Annotated in this window: 10 protein-coding genes; 4 read left to right on the top strand and 6 right to left on the bottom strand. The window is 74.8% G+C overall.

Annotation, left to right across the window (positions count from 1 at the left end):
- Nucleotides 1–518: 518 nt before the first annotated feature.
- Nucleotides 519–3,176: a SpoIIE family protein phosphatase gene (locus ACIQGZ_RS23370; RefSeq protein WP_402604846.1), complete on the top strand. Its 2,658-nt coding sequence runs from the start codon at nt 519–521 to the stop codon at nt 3,174–3,176.
- A gap of 308 nt (nt 3,177–3,484) precedes the next feature.
- Nucleotides 3,485–4,054, top strand: coding sequence for an acetate uptake transporter (locus ACIQGZ_RS23365; RefSeq protein ID WP_402604843.1), 570 nt, complete (start codon nt 3,485–3,487; stop codon nt 4,052–4,054).
- A gap of 90 nt (nt 4,055–4,144) precedes the next feature.
- Here ACIQGZ_RS23365 and ACIQGZ_RS23360 read toward each other — a convergent pair whose 3' ends face one another.
- Nucleotides 4,145–5,803, bottom strand: a complete 1,659-nt coding sequence (locus ACIQGZ_RS23360; RefSeq protein ID WP_402604840.1) for an amidohydrolase — start codon at nt 5,801–5,803, stop codon at nt 4,145–4,147.
- Between the two features lie 49 nt (nt 5,804–5,852).
- A complete protein-coding gene (locus tag ACIQGZ_RS23355; RefSeq protein ID WP_402604839.1) occupies nt 5,853–7,265 on the bottom strand; it encodes a purine-cytosine permease family protein in 1,413 nt (470 codons plus the stop codon).
- A gap of 133 nt (nt 7,266–7,398) precedes the next feature.
- Here ACIQGZ_RS23355 and ACIQGZ_RS23350 point away from each other — a divergent pair, with 133 nt between their 5' ends.
- On the top strand, nt 7,399–8,028 hold the full coding sequence (locus ACIQGZ_RS23350) for a TetR/AcrR family transcriptional regulator (protein WP_402604837.1): 630 nt from the start codon (nt 7,399–7,401) through the stop codon (nt 8,026–8,028).
- Nucleotides 8,029–8,078: 50 nt separating this feature from the next.
- On the opposite strand, the gene ACIQGZ_RS23345 is transcribed toward ACIQGZ_RS23350, so the two are convergent.
- Both ACIQGZ_RS23345 and ACIQGZ_RS23340 read right to left on the bottom strand, forming a co-directional pair.
- Nucleotides 8,079–8,936, bottom strand: a complete 858-nt coding sequence (locus tag ACIQGZ_RS23345; protein WP_402604836.1) for a phosphatase PAP2 family protein — start codon at nt 8,934–8,936, stop codon at nt 8,079–8,081.
- A gap of 126 nt (nt 8,937–9,062) precedes the next feature.
- A complete protein-coding gene (locus tag ACIQGZ_RS23340; protein ID WP_402604833.1) occupies nt 9,063–10,346 on the bottom strand; it encodes a nucleotide sugar dehydrogenase in 1,284 nt (427 codons plus the stop codon).
- A gap of 196 nt (nt 10,347–10,542) precedes the next feature.
- Here ACIQGZ_RS23340 and wecB point away from each other — a divergent pair, with 196 nt between their 5' ends.
- The gene (gene wecB / locus ACIQGZ_RS23335) at nt 10,543–11,625 is read left to right on the top strand and encodes a non-hydrolyzing UDP-N-acetylglucosamine 2-epimerase (RefSeq protein WP_402604831.1); all 1,083 of its coding nucleotides are present in this window, start codon (nt 10,543–10,545) and stop codon (nt 11,623–11,625) included.
- Nucleotides 11,626–11,653: 28 nt separating this feature from the next.
- Here wecB and ACIQGZ_RS23330 read toward each other — a convergent pair whose 3' ends face one another.
- Both ACIQGZ_RS23330 and ACIQGZ_RS23325 read right to left on the bottom strand, forming a co-directional pair.
- Nucleotides 11,654–12,778 (bottom strand): chemotaxis protein, encoded by a 1,125-nt coding sequence (locus ACIQGZ_RS23330; protein WP_402604829.1) that lies wholly within the window; start codon nt 12,776–12,778, stop codon nt 11,654–11,656.
- 72 nt (nt 12,779–12,850) lie between these two features.
- Entirely contained in the window at nt 12,851–13,927 is a 1,077-nt protein-coding gene (locus ACIQGZ_RS23325; protein WP_402604826.1) for a Gfo/Idh/MocA family oxidoreductase, read from the bottom strand.
- Nucleotides 13,928–13,995: the final 68 nt, after the last annotated feature.

Raw genomic sequence — 13,995 nt, 5'->3', positions numbered from 1 at the left:
TGGACGGCGCGTTCCTGGTGCCGTTGGACGGCGCCGACCTGCGGGTGGACGCACCCCGGTCCGGGGCGGTCCTGGTGCCGCCCCGCTGGGATGCGCCTCCCGCCGTGCCGGCTGGTACCGATTCGCCCGAACTCAACGGGTCCCTCCCACCTATCTGGATCTGGCCGCAGCTTCTGGTGTGTGGCACGACTTCTGGGTATGGCACAGCTTCTGGGTCCGCGCGGCTCGGGGTCCGGTGCAGCCTGCCGAAGAACAGCGTGAACCGTGCGCGATCCCCCAGTGTTGCATCACGGGCAACCCGAGCACACGGGCACGAGGGCGGTTGTGCAAGGCTGATCCCCGGGTATCGCATTCTCGACCAGCCTCGCACCGGTTCGGATACGTACCGGACAAAGAATCCCCGTCGCCGGTGACATCGGCGGCAGAAGCACACGGCGGCCGGAGCGGAAAGTAACCTGTCGGCCGGAGCACCGCGCTGCGGAAACGGGCAGCCGACGAGCAGAAGGAGCCGGGGAACAGTGGTCACCGCGCGGGCAGCCGCCACCTTCGAACCACAGGGCCGGTCGGTCGCGGCCGCCCGCGGATTCGTCCGCGACACCCTCCAGGGGTGGGGGTTCGCCGAGGTGGTGGACGACGCGGTGGTGCTCGCCAGCGAGCTGGTGACCAATGCCGTGGTGCACGCCGGCACCGCCGCCGAGGTGACCTGCCTGCGGGAGGACGACGCGGTACGGATCGAGGTCGCCGACCGCTACCCGGAGCGGGAGTTGCCGCTGAACGGACTCGGTCCGGCCGGTGACCCGGCGCGCAGCCGGCTCGGTGATCCGGAGCGCGAGGGCGGGCGCGGGCTGCTGCTCTGCTCGGCGCTCGCGCCGCGCTGGGGCGTGGAGTACACCGCCACCCACAAGCTGGTCTGGTTCCGGCTGGCGATGGTCTCGCGGGGCGTGGGCACCCGGTTCGCGGTGCCCGCCGGGCCGGACGGCACGCTGCCCGCCTCGCCGGACGCGGTGCTGGTCGCGGTGGTCGTGGTGGACGCGGAGGGCCGGGTCCAGTCGTGGAACACCGACGCCGAGGGGCTGTTCGGCATCCCCGCCGACCGGGCGACCGGACGGCCACTGGCGGAGTACGCCGCCTGGCCGCAGACCCCCGGCACCGGGCTGGGCCTCCAGGAGGCGCTGGGGCTCTCCCGCTGGGAGGGCAGCTACGGCATCCGCTGCGGCGACGGCCGGGTCACCGGTGTGTACGGCTCCCACCTGCGGATGCGGGATGCCGAGGGCGCGCCGTCCACGGTCTGCCTGCTGGTGCGCGACCGGGACCGGGCCGTGCTCCAGTCGCCGTTCCGGGCACCGGCCGGCGACAGCGCCGCCGTGGCGCGGGTGGACGGCCGCGACCGGCGGCCCGCCGACGCCTTCGACGCACTGCTGGGCCGCCCCAGCACCGACGACCTGGACGGGCTGCTCCAGCGGATCGTGGAGCGGGCCCGCGACATGCTCGACGGCGACGCCGCCTACCTGGTGCTGGCCACCGACGACGAGACCGAGCTGGAGGTGCGGGCCAGCGCCGGGCTGCCGTCGGGCCGGCAGCGCTTCGCCCGGGTGCCGGTGGAGTCGGGCGCCGGCCGCTACGGCTCGGCCCGGATGCCCGCCGTGCACGACGACCTCACCGCGCAGCCCAGCGCGGTGCCGCTGCTGTCCGGCACCGGGATGCGCTCGGTGGTCACCGTGCCGCTGAAGGTGGAGGGCCGGCTGACCGGCTCGCTGGGCGTGGCCGCGCAGGCGCCCGCCCGGTACGGCAACGACGACGCGCTGCGGCTCCAGTTCGCCGCCGACCGGATCGCGCTCGCCGTGGAGAGCGCCCGGCTGACCGAGCTGGAGCGGCTGCGGCGCGGCTCGCTGTCCTTCCTGGTCGAGGCGTCCGATCTGCTGGCCGGCACCCTGGAGCGGGACCAGACGCTGGCGTTGATGGCGCAGATGACGGTGCCCACGCTGGCCGCCTGGTGCGCCGTGTACACCACCGGTGACCAGGCGGGGCCGCCGCAGCTGGCCTTCGTCCTGCACGAGGACGAGGACCGGATCGACGGGCTGCGCGCCCTGCTGGAGAAGGTCGAGCCGCCGGACCCGGACCCCAGCCCCGGCGCGCGTGCCTGGAAGGCGCCCGCCGAGACGGCGCACGCCGCCGCGCTGCGCGCCTCGCTGCGCTCGCTGGGCCTGGGCGACGCCGCCCGCCCGGCCACCGGACCGGGCACCGCGCTGGCCACCGCCGCCGCGGTGGGCGGCGAGACGGTGGTGCTGCCGCTGGTGGCCCGCAACCGGGTGATCGGGCTGCTGGCGCTCGGCCGGTCCGCCGACGAGCGGTTCCGCCGGGAGATCCTGGAGCTGGCCGAGGACCTGTCGCGGCGGGCCGCGCTGGCGCTGGACAACGCCCGGCTGTACTCGGAGCGTACGGCCATCAGCCGCGCCCTCCAGCGCAGCCTGCTGCCGCCGGACCGGCCCCGGGTGCCGGGGGTCGAGGTCGAGGTGATCTACCGGGCGGCGGGCGAGGGCAATGAGGTCGGCGGCGACTTCTACGACGTCTTCCCGATCCGCGAGGGCACCTACGGCTTCGCGATCGGTGATGTGTGCGGCACCGGGCCGGAGGCCGCCGCGGTGACCGGGCTGGCCCGGCACTCGCTGCGGCTGCTGGCCCGGGAGGGGCTGACCGCCCCCGAGGTGCTGCTGCGACTGAACGCGGCGATCCTCGACGAGGGCGCCCGCAGCCGGTTCCTCACCCTGCTGTACGGCGAGATGACGCCCCGCGAGGACGGCACGGTGGAGCTGCGGGTGGTCTGCGCCGGGCACCCGCAGCCACTGCGGCTGCGCCCGGACGGCGGGGTCTCGACGGCCGCCGAGCCGCAGCCGCTGCTGGGGGTGCTGGAGGAACTGGAGCTGGTGGAGGAGACCGTCCTGCTGGAACCGGGCGATGTGCTGCTCTGTGTCACCGACGGGGTCACCGAGCGCCGCGAGGGCACCCGGATGCTGGGGGACGACGGCCTGGCCGAGGTGCTGTCGGGCTGCACCGGGCTCACGGCGGGGGCGGTCGCAGCGCGGGTGCAGCGCGCGGTGGAGCGGTTCGCGCCGGAGCCGCCCTCCGATGACATGGCCATCCTGGCCCTGCGCATCCCGGCGCAGCGGCAGGGCTGATCCCGTCCCGCCGTCTGACGCCGCGTCATAGGCGATGAAGCGCAATGCTTTCGATGCCGTAATGATGCAATTCACAAGGGTGCAAGCAGCCTTCGGGCGGGTACATCCCCCTGCGCCGGGGCGCTGATCGCCCGACCCGGACCAACCCGGATCAGCCCTGATCACCCAGCCCCGGTCAAGCGATCCCGATCGCGCACTCCCGATCGTCCCGACCAGGAGGCCGAGCCGCGCGCGCCGTACCCCGGCGCGGCCACGACCCGGCGCCGTACCACTCAACGCAACCACGCAACGAGTGAAAGGAGCCTCCGGTGAGCAATGAAGCTACCGGGGCAGCCAACGCCCGACCCGCCGCAGCCGACGCGGGTCCTCTCGGACATCTCGCACTCGGCCTGACCCTGCTCGCCTTCGGCCTCCTCCAGACCGGCGTCGTGTCCGGCGCCGGCGCCGGGAGCGCCGGTTCGCTGGCGCTGCTGGTCGGCGGGGTCACGCTCTTCCTCGCCGGGCTGTGGCAGCTGCGCCGCGGCGACACCTTCTCCGGCACCGCCTTCGCCGCCCTCGGCGCCTTCTGGGCCACCTGGTCGGCCGGGCTGGACAGCACGACCAACAAGAACGCCGCCGGGCTGTTCCTGCTGCTGTGGGCGCTGCTGGCGCTCACCGTCACCGCCGCCGGCTGGCAGTCCGGCCGCCTCGCGCAGGCCGTGTTCGGACTGTTCACCGTGGCGCTGGTGGTCCTGGCCATCGCCGTCTGGGCCGACTCCGGCGGCCTGGTCAAGGTGGGCGGCTGGGTGGCGGCGGTCGCCGGGCTGATCTCCTGGTACGGCGCCACCGCCACGCTCACCAACGCCACCTGGGGCCGTACGGCGCTCCCGCTGCGGTAGCGGCACCGGCGCCGGGCCCGGGAGTGCTCCCGGGCCCGGTGCCGTGCGGCGGGCCCGTGTCCGGTGGCCGGCTCAGGCCAGCTGAACGGCTCAGGCCCGGTGGACGACCTCGCCGCCGACCACGACCAGCTCCGCGACCGTACCGGGGATGTCCTCGGGCGCGGCCGACAGGATGTCGCGGGACAGCACCACGAAGTCCGCGAGCTTGCCGGGGGTCAGCGAACCCCGCTCCTGCTCCAGGAAGTTGGCGTACGCCGACCCCATGGTGTAGCCGTGCACGGCCGCCGCGACATCGACCGTCTCGCCCGGCATCCACGGCTCGCCGCCGCCCAGCGGGCGCCGGGTGACGGCCGTGTAGATGCCCACCATCGGGTCCATCTCGGCGACGTTCCAGTCACTGGAGAAGGCCAGCACGGCGCCCGCCTCGCTCAGGCTGCGCATCGGCCACGCCTTGTGCCAGCGCTCCGGGCCGACGTTCTCCGCCCAGTCCTGGCCGGGGCCGGCGATCTCGGGGGCGCAGTGCCGGGGCTGCATGCAGGCGACGACGCCCAGCTCCGCGAAGCGCGCGGTGTCGGCCGGGTCGAGGCACTCCACGTGCACCACCTGGTGGCGGGCGTCGCGCGCGCCGTTGACCGCGCGGGCGTGCGCGACGGCGTCCAGTACGGTGCGCACGCCCCGGTCGCCGGTCGCGTGCACAAAGCACTGGAAGCCCCGGGCGTCCAGCTTGGCCAGCAGCTCCGCGAACTCCTCGGCGGGGTAGAAGGTCTCGCCCCGGTGGTGGCCGCAGCCCGCGTACGGCTGGAGCAGCGCGGCGGTGCGCGGCTCCACCACGTCGTCGATGTACAGCTTGAGCGGGCCGACCCGCAGCCGGTCGTCCGCGAAGCGCTCGGCGGCGGCCGCGAAGTCGTCCAGTTCGGCGTCGCCGGTGCCGCGCGGGTGGAACAGCGCGGCGACGATCCGGGAACGCAGCCGGCCCTCGGCGCGGGCCCGGGTGAACAGGGCCAGGTCGTCCAGGGAGTTCTGCGGCTCGACCACGGTGGTGATGCCGAACCGGATGGCGTCGTCCAGGCTGCGGGCCAGTCGGCCGTACTGCCGGTCGGCACAGGCCCAGGGCACGCCGAACTCCTGGAGGGCGCGGTGGCCGTCCCGGGAGAGCCCGCGCACCGCGAAGTCGCGGATGAAGCCGGTGGGCTCGCCGGTGCGCGGGTCCTTCTCCGGCTCGCCGAAGGGGAGGGTGCCGCTGTCCCGGGTGATGCCGAGGCGGCGCAGCGCCGCGGTGTTGAGCCAGGCGGTGTGCACGTCGTAGCTGAGGATGAAGGCCGGGGTGTCGCCGGTGACCGGGTCGAGGTCGGCGGCGCACGGCATCCGGCCGTCCGGGATGGCCGAGTAGTCGAACGCCTCGCCCTCGATCCAGGCGGCGTCGGGGTGTCCGGCGCGCCAGGCGGCGATACGGGCGTGCACCTCGGTGAGGGTACGGGCGCCGGCGAGCTGTACGCAGGCGTCGTCGGAGCCCAGCCGGACGTGGTTGTGGGCGTCGATGAAGCCGGGCAGCACCAGTCGGCCGCCCGCGTCGAGCACCTCGGTGTCCGGTCCGGTCCAGGCGGCGGCCTCGGCGTCGGTGCCGACGGCGGCGATCCGGCCGCCGGTGACGGCGAACGCCTGCGCCTCGGGGTGCTGCGGGTCGACGGTGTACACCCGGGCGTTGCGGACGACCAGGTCGGCGTGGGCCGGGGCGGCGGTGGCTGTCATCGGGTCTCTCCAGGGTGGTGCGGTGGTACGGGGGTGAGGGTCGGCGGGGTCAGGCGAGCCGGGCGCGGCGGGTGAGGGCCCAGTAGGCGAGGCCGGCGACGACGCTGCCGAGCAGTGACAGGTCACCGCCGCCCAGCGGGGCGACCAGCGGGCCGGTCCACAGCTCGCAGTCGGCGGTGAGCGCGGAGAAGACCATGCCGATGCCGAGCGCGGCCATGCCGGGGAGGTGGAAGCCGCGCCGGTACCAGTAGGCGCCGTCGCGTCCGCTGTGCAGTGCGGCGGCGTCGTACGTGCAGCGGCGGATCAGCATGTCCGCGATGAAGACGCCGCCCCAGGGGGCGAAGACGATGACCATCAGCGACAGGAAGCTGAGCAGCGAGGTGGTGAAGTCGACCAGGAAGAGCGCGCCGAGGGCGCCGAGCGTGGTGACGGCGACGCTGAGGTAGATGCTCTTGGCGCGGGACCAGGGGATGCCGAGCACCTGGAGGTTGAGGCTGGAGGAGTACAGGGTGAGGATCGAGTTGGTGACCGAGCCGCCGAGGACCAGCAGCAGGAAGACCAGCTGGAACCAGCCCGGCAGCAGCCCCTTGACCCCCTCGACCGGGTCGTCCATGTCGACCTGGGTGGCGGCGACCACGCCTCCGATGCCGAGCGCGACCGAGGAGAGCAGGCCGCCGAGGGCGCCGCTCCAGGTGATCGAGCGCAGGGTGGTGGTGCGCGGCAGGTAGCGGGTGTAGTCGGCGGGCATCGGCAGGTAGGAGACCGGCCCGGAGATGGTCACCACCAGGGCGAGGGTCCAGGCGCTGAAGCTGTTGACGCCGGAGGTGGCGGGGGCGGCGTGCAGGTCGAGGCCGGGCAGCAGCAGCGCGATGAGCAGGCCGAAGCCGATGGCGAGCACATAGGCCATCCACTTCTCGGCGGCCTGCACGGTGGCGTGGCCCCACATGGCGACCACGAAGGTCATCGCGAGGGTGACGACCAGGGCGACCAGTCGGCTGAGGTCGCCGCCGGACCAGCCGAGCTGGCCGATCAGCGACTGGAGGGCGAGCACGCCGACGACCGTGTTGACCACGGTGTATCCGATGCTGACGATCCAGTTGACCAGCCCGGCCGGGAAGTTGCCGAGCACGCCGAAGGCGGCGCGGGAGATGACCAGGGTGGCGGTGCCGGTGCGGATGCCGCTGAGCCCGGCGGCGCTGACCGCGAAGAACGCCAGGCCGCCGAGGACGACGGTGGCGGTGGCGGCCCAGAAGGAGAGGCCGAAGGCGACGGCGAGCGCGCCGTTGATCACAAAGGTGAAGGTGAGGTTGGAGCCGAACCAGAGCCAGAACAGGTCCTTGGCGCTGCCGTGCCGGTCCTCGTCCGGAATGGGGTCGATGCCATGGGTCTCGACCTGGAAGACCTCGTCGTTGGCCACGCCGGTGCCGAATCTGGCGGCCTCTTCCGGGCTGGTCGTGGTCATCGGATCAGCCTCCCTTCACACTGGAACAAGTTGAACGGCATTCAAGGAAAGCTTGAATGCCATTCAATGTGCGGGACGTCGGCCCGGGTGTCAATAGCCGATGGCTCCCGATAGGGTTTCGGGCGCGGAGCCCATGGCGGGAGCCCACGGAGGGAGTACGGGAGTGCCAGCACGGCGGCGGGACGGGCAGCTCGCCCAGGGGCGCATGCTGGAGGAGGCCATGGCGGCCATCGCCGAGAACGGCCTGGCCGGGCTCACCATGTCCGGCCTCGCGGAGCGCCTCGGCACCAGCGGCGGGCACATCCTGTACTACTTCGGCAGCAAGGATCAGCTGCTGCTCGCCGCGCTGCGCTGGAGCGAGGACCGGCTCACCGAGGAGCGCCGCGCCCTGCTCGCCCGCCGGGTCCGGCCACCGCGCAAGCTCGACCTCTTCCTCGCCCTCTACCTGCCCAAGGAGACCCGCGACCCCCGCTGGATGCTCTGGGTCGAGCTGTGGGCGCGCACCGCGGCCAACGCCGAGCTGCGCTCCGCGCAGGAGGACCTCGACCGGGGCTGGCAGGACGACCTGGCGGCGCTGCTCGCCGACTGCGGCCTGCCGGGTGGCGAGGCGGAGACCCGGGCAGCCGCCGACGAGCTGCTCGCCCTGCTCGACGGTCTCAGCACCCGGGTGGTCCTCGGCCTGGCCGGCGCCACCCAGATGGACGCCCTCACCATCGCCCGCCGCGCCGCGACCCGGCTGCTGCCCCCAGCCCCCAGCCCCTGACCCCCGGATCTCCTGAGCCCCGAACCCCCCTGATCGCCCGGCGGCCCGGCTCAGCCCTGGCTGCCCACCGGCTGCTGCGCCGGCGGCTTCTCAAGGGTGGCCTCGGGCCCGGCCGTCCGCCTGCGGGCCCGCAGCAGCGCCGACCCGCCCCACTGGGCCGCGTACGCCAGCAGCAGCAGCGCCACCGCCACGATCCCGTCGGCCCAGAAGTGGTTGGCGGTCACCACGACCACCGACACCGTCACCACCGCGTGCACCGCCCCGAGCCAGCGCCAGCGGCTGGCCGACACCCGGGCCGCCGCCACCGCGACCAGCACGCACCAGGCCACATGCACCGACGGCATCGCGGAGAGCTCATCCGCGACCAGGCCGCCGACGCCCCCGCCGTACACCGACTGCCCGTACTGGGCCGCGACGTCCACGAAGCCGCTGTCCGGCAGCATCCGAGGCGGCGCCACCGGGATGAACTGCACCAGCAGGCAGGCGGCGGTGACCAGCACCACCGTGGTCCGCACCCAGGCGTACTGCCGCCGATGCCGCAGGAAGACCCAGGTCAGCAGGCCGATCATCACCCCGAAGTGCATCGCCGCGTAGTAGTAGTTGGCCGTCTTCACCAGCCAGGGGTGCGGCGTCACGGCGCGCTGCCAGGACGCCTCGTCCGGCAGGCCGAACCGCTGCTCGGTGCGGTGGATCCACTGCGCCCGGTCCAACGCGTGCTCGGTGCCCATCACCGAGAGGTGCCCGGCCAGCTGCCAGAGCGCGAACAGCGCCAGCATCGTCCCGGCCTCGCGCAGCACCGCCGCCACCGGCGTGCGCCCGGCCGCCGTCCGCCGCACCGCGTACGACGCGGCGAACAGCACGGCGGACGCGCCGCCCGCCGTCTGCCACGACAGGGTCAGGTTCTGCACCGGCCAAGCCCTCCCCGCGAGCACCGCGCCGGCCCCGCCCCGGCCGGGCGGGGAGCGCACCGGCCGGGCTCCCGCGATGAACAGACCGTAGACCCCGGCCGCCGACCCCCGCCGGTCAGCCCCCGCTCAGCCCCCGATGACCAGCCGCCGCACCCCCGCCCAGCGCGCCGGGTCGGTCACCCGCCGCCCGTCCACCAGCACCCGCACCCCCGGCAGCTCGGCGGCCGACAGCACCCGGTACTCGGCGTGGTCGGCCTGCACCACGGCGGCCCGCACCGGCTCCCCCGCGTACGGCGGCAGCCCCAGCGCGGCCAGTTCAGCGGCACCGTACAGCGGGTCACTGACATACGGCTGCGCCCCGTGCTCGCGCAACGCCGCCACCAGCGGGAACACCCCGGAGAACGCCGTCTCCTTCACCCCGCCCCGGTAGGCGGCGCCCAGCACCAGCACCCCGGTGCCCGCCAGCGGCCCGTACGCGGCCGCCAGCAGCTCCACCGCATAGGCCGGCATCCGCTCATTGGCCTCCCGCGCGGCCCGCACCACCGTCGCCGCCGGGTCGTTCCACAGGTACATCCGGGGGTAGACCGGGATGCAGTGCCCGCCGACCGCGATCCCCGGCTGGTGCAGATGGCTGTACGGCTGGGTGTTGCACGCCTCGATCACCCGGTTCACATCCACCCCGACCGCGTCGGCGTAGCGGGCGAACTGGTTGGCCAGGCCGATGTTGACATCCCGGTAGGTGGTCTCGGCCAGCTTGGCCAGCTCGGCCGCCTCGGCGGAGCCCAGGTCCCACACGCCGTTGGGCCGGGGCAGGTCGTCGCGGGCGTCGAAGTCCAGCACCGCCCGGTAGAACTCCGCCCCGCGCCGCGCCGAGGCGTCGTCGATCCCGCCGACCAGCTTGGGGTAGCGCCGCAGGTCGGCGAAGACCCGGCCGGTCAGCACCCGCTCCGGGCTGAAGACCAGCGCGAAGTCCCGCCCGGCCGCCAGCCCCGACCCCTGCTCCAGCATCGGCGCCCAGCGGCCCCGGGTGGTGCCCACCGGCAGCGTGGTCTCGTAGCTCACCAGCGTCCCCGGCCGCAGCCCGGCCGCCACCGCCCGGGTCGCCTGGTCCATCCAGCCGAAATCCGGCTCGCCCGCCGCGTCCACGAACAGCGGGACGACCAGCACCACCGCCTCGGCGTCCGCCACCGCCGCCGCCGTGTCGGCCGTGGCCCGCAGCCGCCCGGCGGTGACCGCCTCCTTGAGCCGCACATCGAGTTCCGCCTCGCCGGGGAACGGCACCGACCCCTCGTTGACCAGCCGCACCACCCGCTCGTCCACATCGGCGCCCACCACCTGGTGCCCCTTGCCGGCGAACTGCACCGCCAGCGGCAGACCGATCTTCCCCAACGCCACCACACAGATCCGCACGACCGCTCCCTCCGGGTCCGCCGCCGGGCCGGGGGCCCGCTCACCTGCGATTGTCGGCCGGGGTCCGGGCGGGGGCCCGCCGGGCGCGGCGTACGGGGGACGGCACCCGGCCGCCCGGCGTGGCCGGGCCGGGGCCGCGCGGCGCCCGCCTAGCGTGGGACGCGTCTCCCGTCCCCGTCCGGAGGAGCGGTCCGCCGTGAAGGTGCTCAGTGTCGTCGGGGCCCGGCCCCAGCTGGTGAAGCTCGCGCCCGTCGCCGCGGCGCTGACCGGGGCGGGCCACCGCCATGTGATCGTCCACACCGGGCAGCACTATGACGCCGACCTCTCGGACGTCTTCTTCTCCGGCCTGGGCATCCCGGCGCCCGACGTCCACCTGGGCATCGGCTCCGGCAGCCACGGCGTGCAGACCGGCGGGGTGCTGGCCGCGCTGGACCCGGTGCTGGCGGCGGAGGGCCCCGACTGGGTGCTGGTCTACGGCGACACCAACTCCACGCTGGCCGCGGCGGTCTCGGCGGTCAAGCAGCATCTGCCGGTCGCCCATCTGGAAGCCGGCCTGCGGTCCTTCAACCGGCGGATGCCGGAGGAGCACAACCGGGTGCTCACCGACCACGCCGCCGACCTGCTGCTCGCCCCCACCGAGGAGGCGCTGCGCCATCTGGCCGCCGAGGGGCTGGCCGCACGCTCGGTGCTGGTCGGGGACGTCATGGTCGACGTCTGCCTGCGGGTGAGCGACACCGTACGGGCCGAGCGGCGCACCCCCGAGCTGCCCGAGGGCATCGACCCGGACCGGCCGTACCTGGTGGCCACCGTGCACCGGGCGGAGAACACCGACGACCCCAAGCGGCTCGCCGCCCTCGCCGACGCGCTGGCCGCGCTGCCGCTGCCGGTGGCGCTGCTGGCCCACCCCCGGCTGCTGGCCCGCGCCGAGGAGCACGGCGTACGGCTGGACCGGAACGCCGTCCGGGTCGGCCGCCCGCTGCCGTACGCCGGGCTGGTCGCGGCGGTGCTGGGCGCGGCCGGGGTGGTCACCGACTCCGGCGGGCTCCAGAAGGAGGCGTACCTGCTGGGCCGCCCCTGCACCACGCTGCGGCCGGAGACCGAGTGGCCGGAGACGCTGGCCGGCGGCTGGAACGCGCTGGTCCCCGATCCGCAGCTGCTCACCCCCGCCGCCTGGGCCGCCGTCGCCGCCCGGCCCGCCCCCGAGGCGCCGCGCGGCACCCCGTACGGGGACGGCCGGGCGGCCGGGCGGGTGGCCCGGGTGCTGGCCGAACGCTGCTGAGCAGCGCTCGGCCGGGCCGGGCCGTGGCTCAGTGCCGCAGGGCGGCGGCGATCCGGCCGTGGCCGGCCAGCGAGTCGTCCGGTACGAAGGCGATGTCGCTGCCGGTGGCGAGCGCCCGCTCCACGATCTCGTCCACGATGTCGTCCCGGACCTCCGGCTCGGCCACGGCCGCCGCCTCCTCCTCGGCCGGGACCGGGGCCAGGTGCCCGTCACTGACCCGGACCGTCTCCCGGTAGTGCTCCTCCACCACGACCAGCCCGGCCCGAGCCTCGCTGACGCTGCCCCACACCTCGTCGAGCCCGGCGGCGAACCGGCGCCGCCCGGCCGCCTCGTCCAGCCGCTCGGCCGCCTGCCGCTGCCGCTCGCCCAGGTGGGCGTCGAGGACCGGCCGCAGCGCGTCCAGCAGGGCGTGGCCGGGGCCGTCGATCAGACCGCCCTCCACCAGCCGCCCGGCGGCGGCGGTCGCGGCGCTGCCGGTCTCCGTCAGCAGTGCCAGCGCGGGGGCCAGCCCGACCAGGAAGAACGGCCGGGGCCGCTCCGCCAGCACCTGGCCGAGCGCGGTGTCCACCGTGCGCAGGAAGGCCCGGGTCTCCTCCTCGTTGAAGGTGCTGGGGGTGTCCCCGGTCCGCTCCTGGCGTTCGGCGTCGAAGTTGCGGTCCTGGGGCCGGACCACCGGGAAGCCCCGGCCCTCCTGCTGCTCCAGGGTCTCGCCCGCGCCGCTCCACAGCGTCGCCCGGTCGGCGGAGACCGCGAGCACCCAGTACGGCTGGGCGTGGGCGTGGGCCGACACCAGGTTGCGGGTGAGGTACGAGTCGCTGAGCACCACCCGCTCGGGGACCTCGTACGGCACGTACCAGACCTGGTGCTCTGCGGCGCTGACGAAGATCACCAGGCCGTCCTGGGCCTGCCGCAGGTCCACCTCGGTGACGGCCCGGTCCAGCTGGGCGCGCAGGTCCATCCGGTCCTGCCGGGACACCCGGGGGTCCTCGTCCAGGCGGCGGACGGCCTCGGCGGCCAGGTTGCGCAGCCGCACCGGGTCCTGGACGTGTCCCGGCTCGCGGCGGTGGGTCGGCATGGTGAGCGAGACGGCGGGATAGCGGCGCGGGGCGCGCAGCTCGGCCAGGACCTGCGGGGTGAGATCGCGGGCGTCCATCGCTGTCCTCCAGGTACGGGGGGTCTGACGGGGTGCTTCAGGGCGGCTCCGGGCCGGTCGGCGCTCAGGCGCTCAGGCGGGCTGGGGCTCCTCCGGGATGCGGGCCCGGTCGGGCGTGCCCTCCGACGGGCGGACGGCGACCGTGCTGCGCTGCTCCGCCGACTCCAGCACCGCCGCCGACACCTCCACGGTCCGCAGCCCCTGGCGCAGCGTCACGATCTCGCCGGGCTTGCCCTCGACCGCGTCCCGGAACCGCTCGTGCTCCACCAGCAGCGGCTCCCGCTTGGGGATGGCGTAGCGGACCATGTCGCCCTCCGCGACCCCCCGGAAGGCCCGCAGCGCCTCCCACTCGGTGGTGAGCGCGCCGTTGGCGTAGAAGGTGAGGTCGGCGGTGAGGGTGTCCGCGATGAAGCAGCCGTGCGAGCCGGTGACCGCCGCGAAGCGCTCCTTGAGCGGGCTCAGCCAGTTGACCAGGTGGCTGACGACCGTGCCGTCCGCCAGCTCACCGACCACCGCGACCATGTCCTCGTGCGGGCGGCCGCTCTTGCTCACCGTGCGGGCGGCGACTGAGGTGTACTCCTGGCCGGTGACCCAGGCGGTGAGGTCGATGTCATGGGTGGCCAGGTCCTTGACCACGCCGACGTCCGCGATCCGGTGCGGGAAGGGGCCCTGGCGGCGGGTCACCACCTGGAAGACCTCCCCCAGCTCGCCGGTCTCCAGCCGGGCCCGCAGGCTCAGCAGCGCCGGGTTGAACCGCTCGATGTGGCCGACCCCGGCCACCAGGCCGCGTGCCTCGAAGGCGTCCACCAGCCGCTGGGCGGCGGCCACCGAGTGGGCGAGCGGCTTCTCGATCAGCGCGCAGACGCCGTTGGCGGCCAGCTCCAGGCCGACCTCCTCGTGGTGGGCGGTCGGGCAGGCGACCACGGCGTAGTCGACGCCCATCGCGATCAGCTCGGCCACGGTGTGCAGCACCGGCACACCGCGTGCCGCGCCGCTGCGGTCGCCGCCCGGGTCGACGGCGGCGACCAGCTGCACGCCGTCCAGCTCGCGCAGCACCCGTGCGTGGTTGCGGCCCATGGCGCCCAGGCCGATCAGTCCGGCCCGCAGCGTACGGCGCCCGGTGGCCCCGGCGGGGGCGGTGGCGTTCATCGGCGGTCTCCTCGTGCTCCGGCGCCGGTCGGCCGGGCCGCCGGGATCAGCTGTTCGTCTCGCCCGCG

It is taken from the genome of Streptomyces sp. NPDC092296 (assembly GCF_044755465.1).
GTDB lineage: Bacteria > Actinomycetota > Actinomycetes > Streptomycetales > Streptomycetaceae > Peterkaempfera.
This window is presented reverse-complemented; position numbering and strand designations above follow the sequence as displayed.

Bases quoted from the DNA above. Each gene is read 5' to 3' on its own strand.
- ACIQGZ_RS23360 (WP_402604840.1), bottom strand. From the start codon at position 5,803: ATGACAGCCACCGCCGCCCCGGCCCACGCCGACCTGGTCGTCCGCAAC.
- ACIQGZ_RS23355 (WP_402604839.1), bottom strand. From the start codon at position 7,265: ATGACCACGACCAGCCCGGAAGAGGCCGCCAGATTCGGCACCGGCGTG.
- ACIQGZ_RS23350 (WP_402604837.1), top strand. From the start codon at position 7,399: ATGGCGGGAGCCCACGGAGGGAGTACGGGAGTGCCAGCACGGCGGCGG.
- ACIQGZ_RS23330 (WP_402604829.1), bottom strand. From the start codon at position 12,778: ATGGACGCCCGCGATCTCACCCCGCAGGTCCTGGCCGAGCTGCGCGCC.
- ACIQGZ_RS23325 (WP_402604826.1), bottom strand. From the start codon at position 13,927: ATGAACGCCACCGCCCCCGCCGGGGCCACCGGGCGCCGTACGCTGCGG.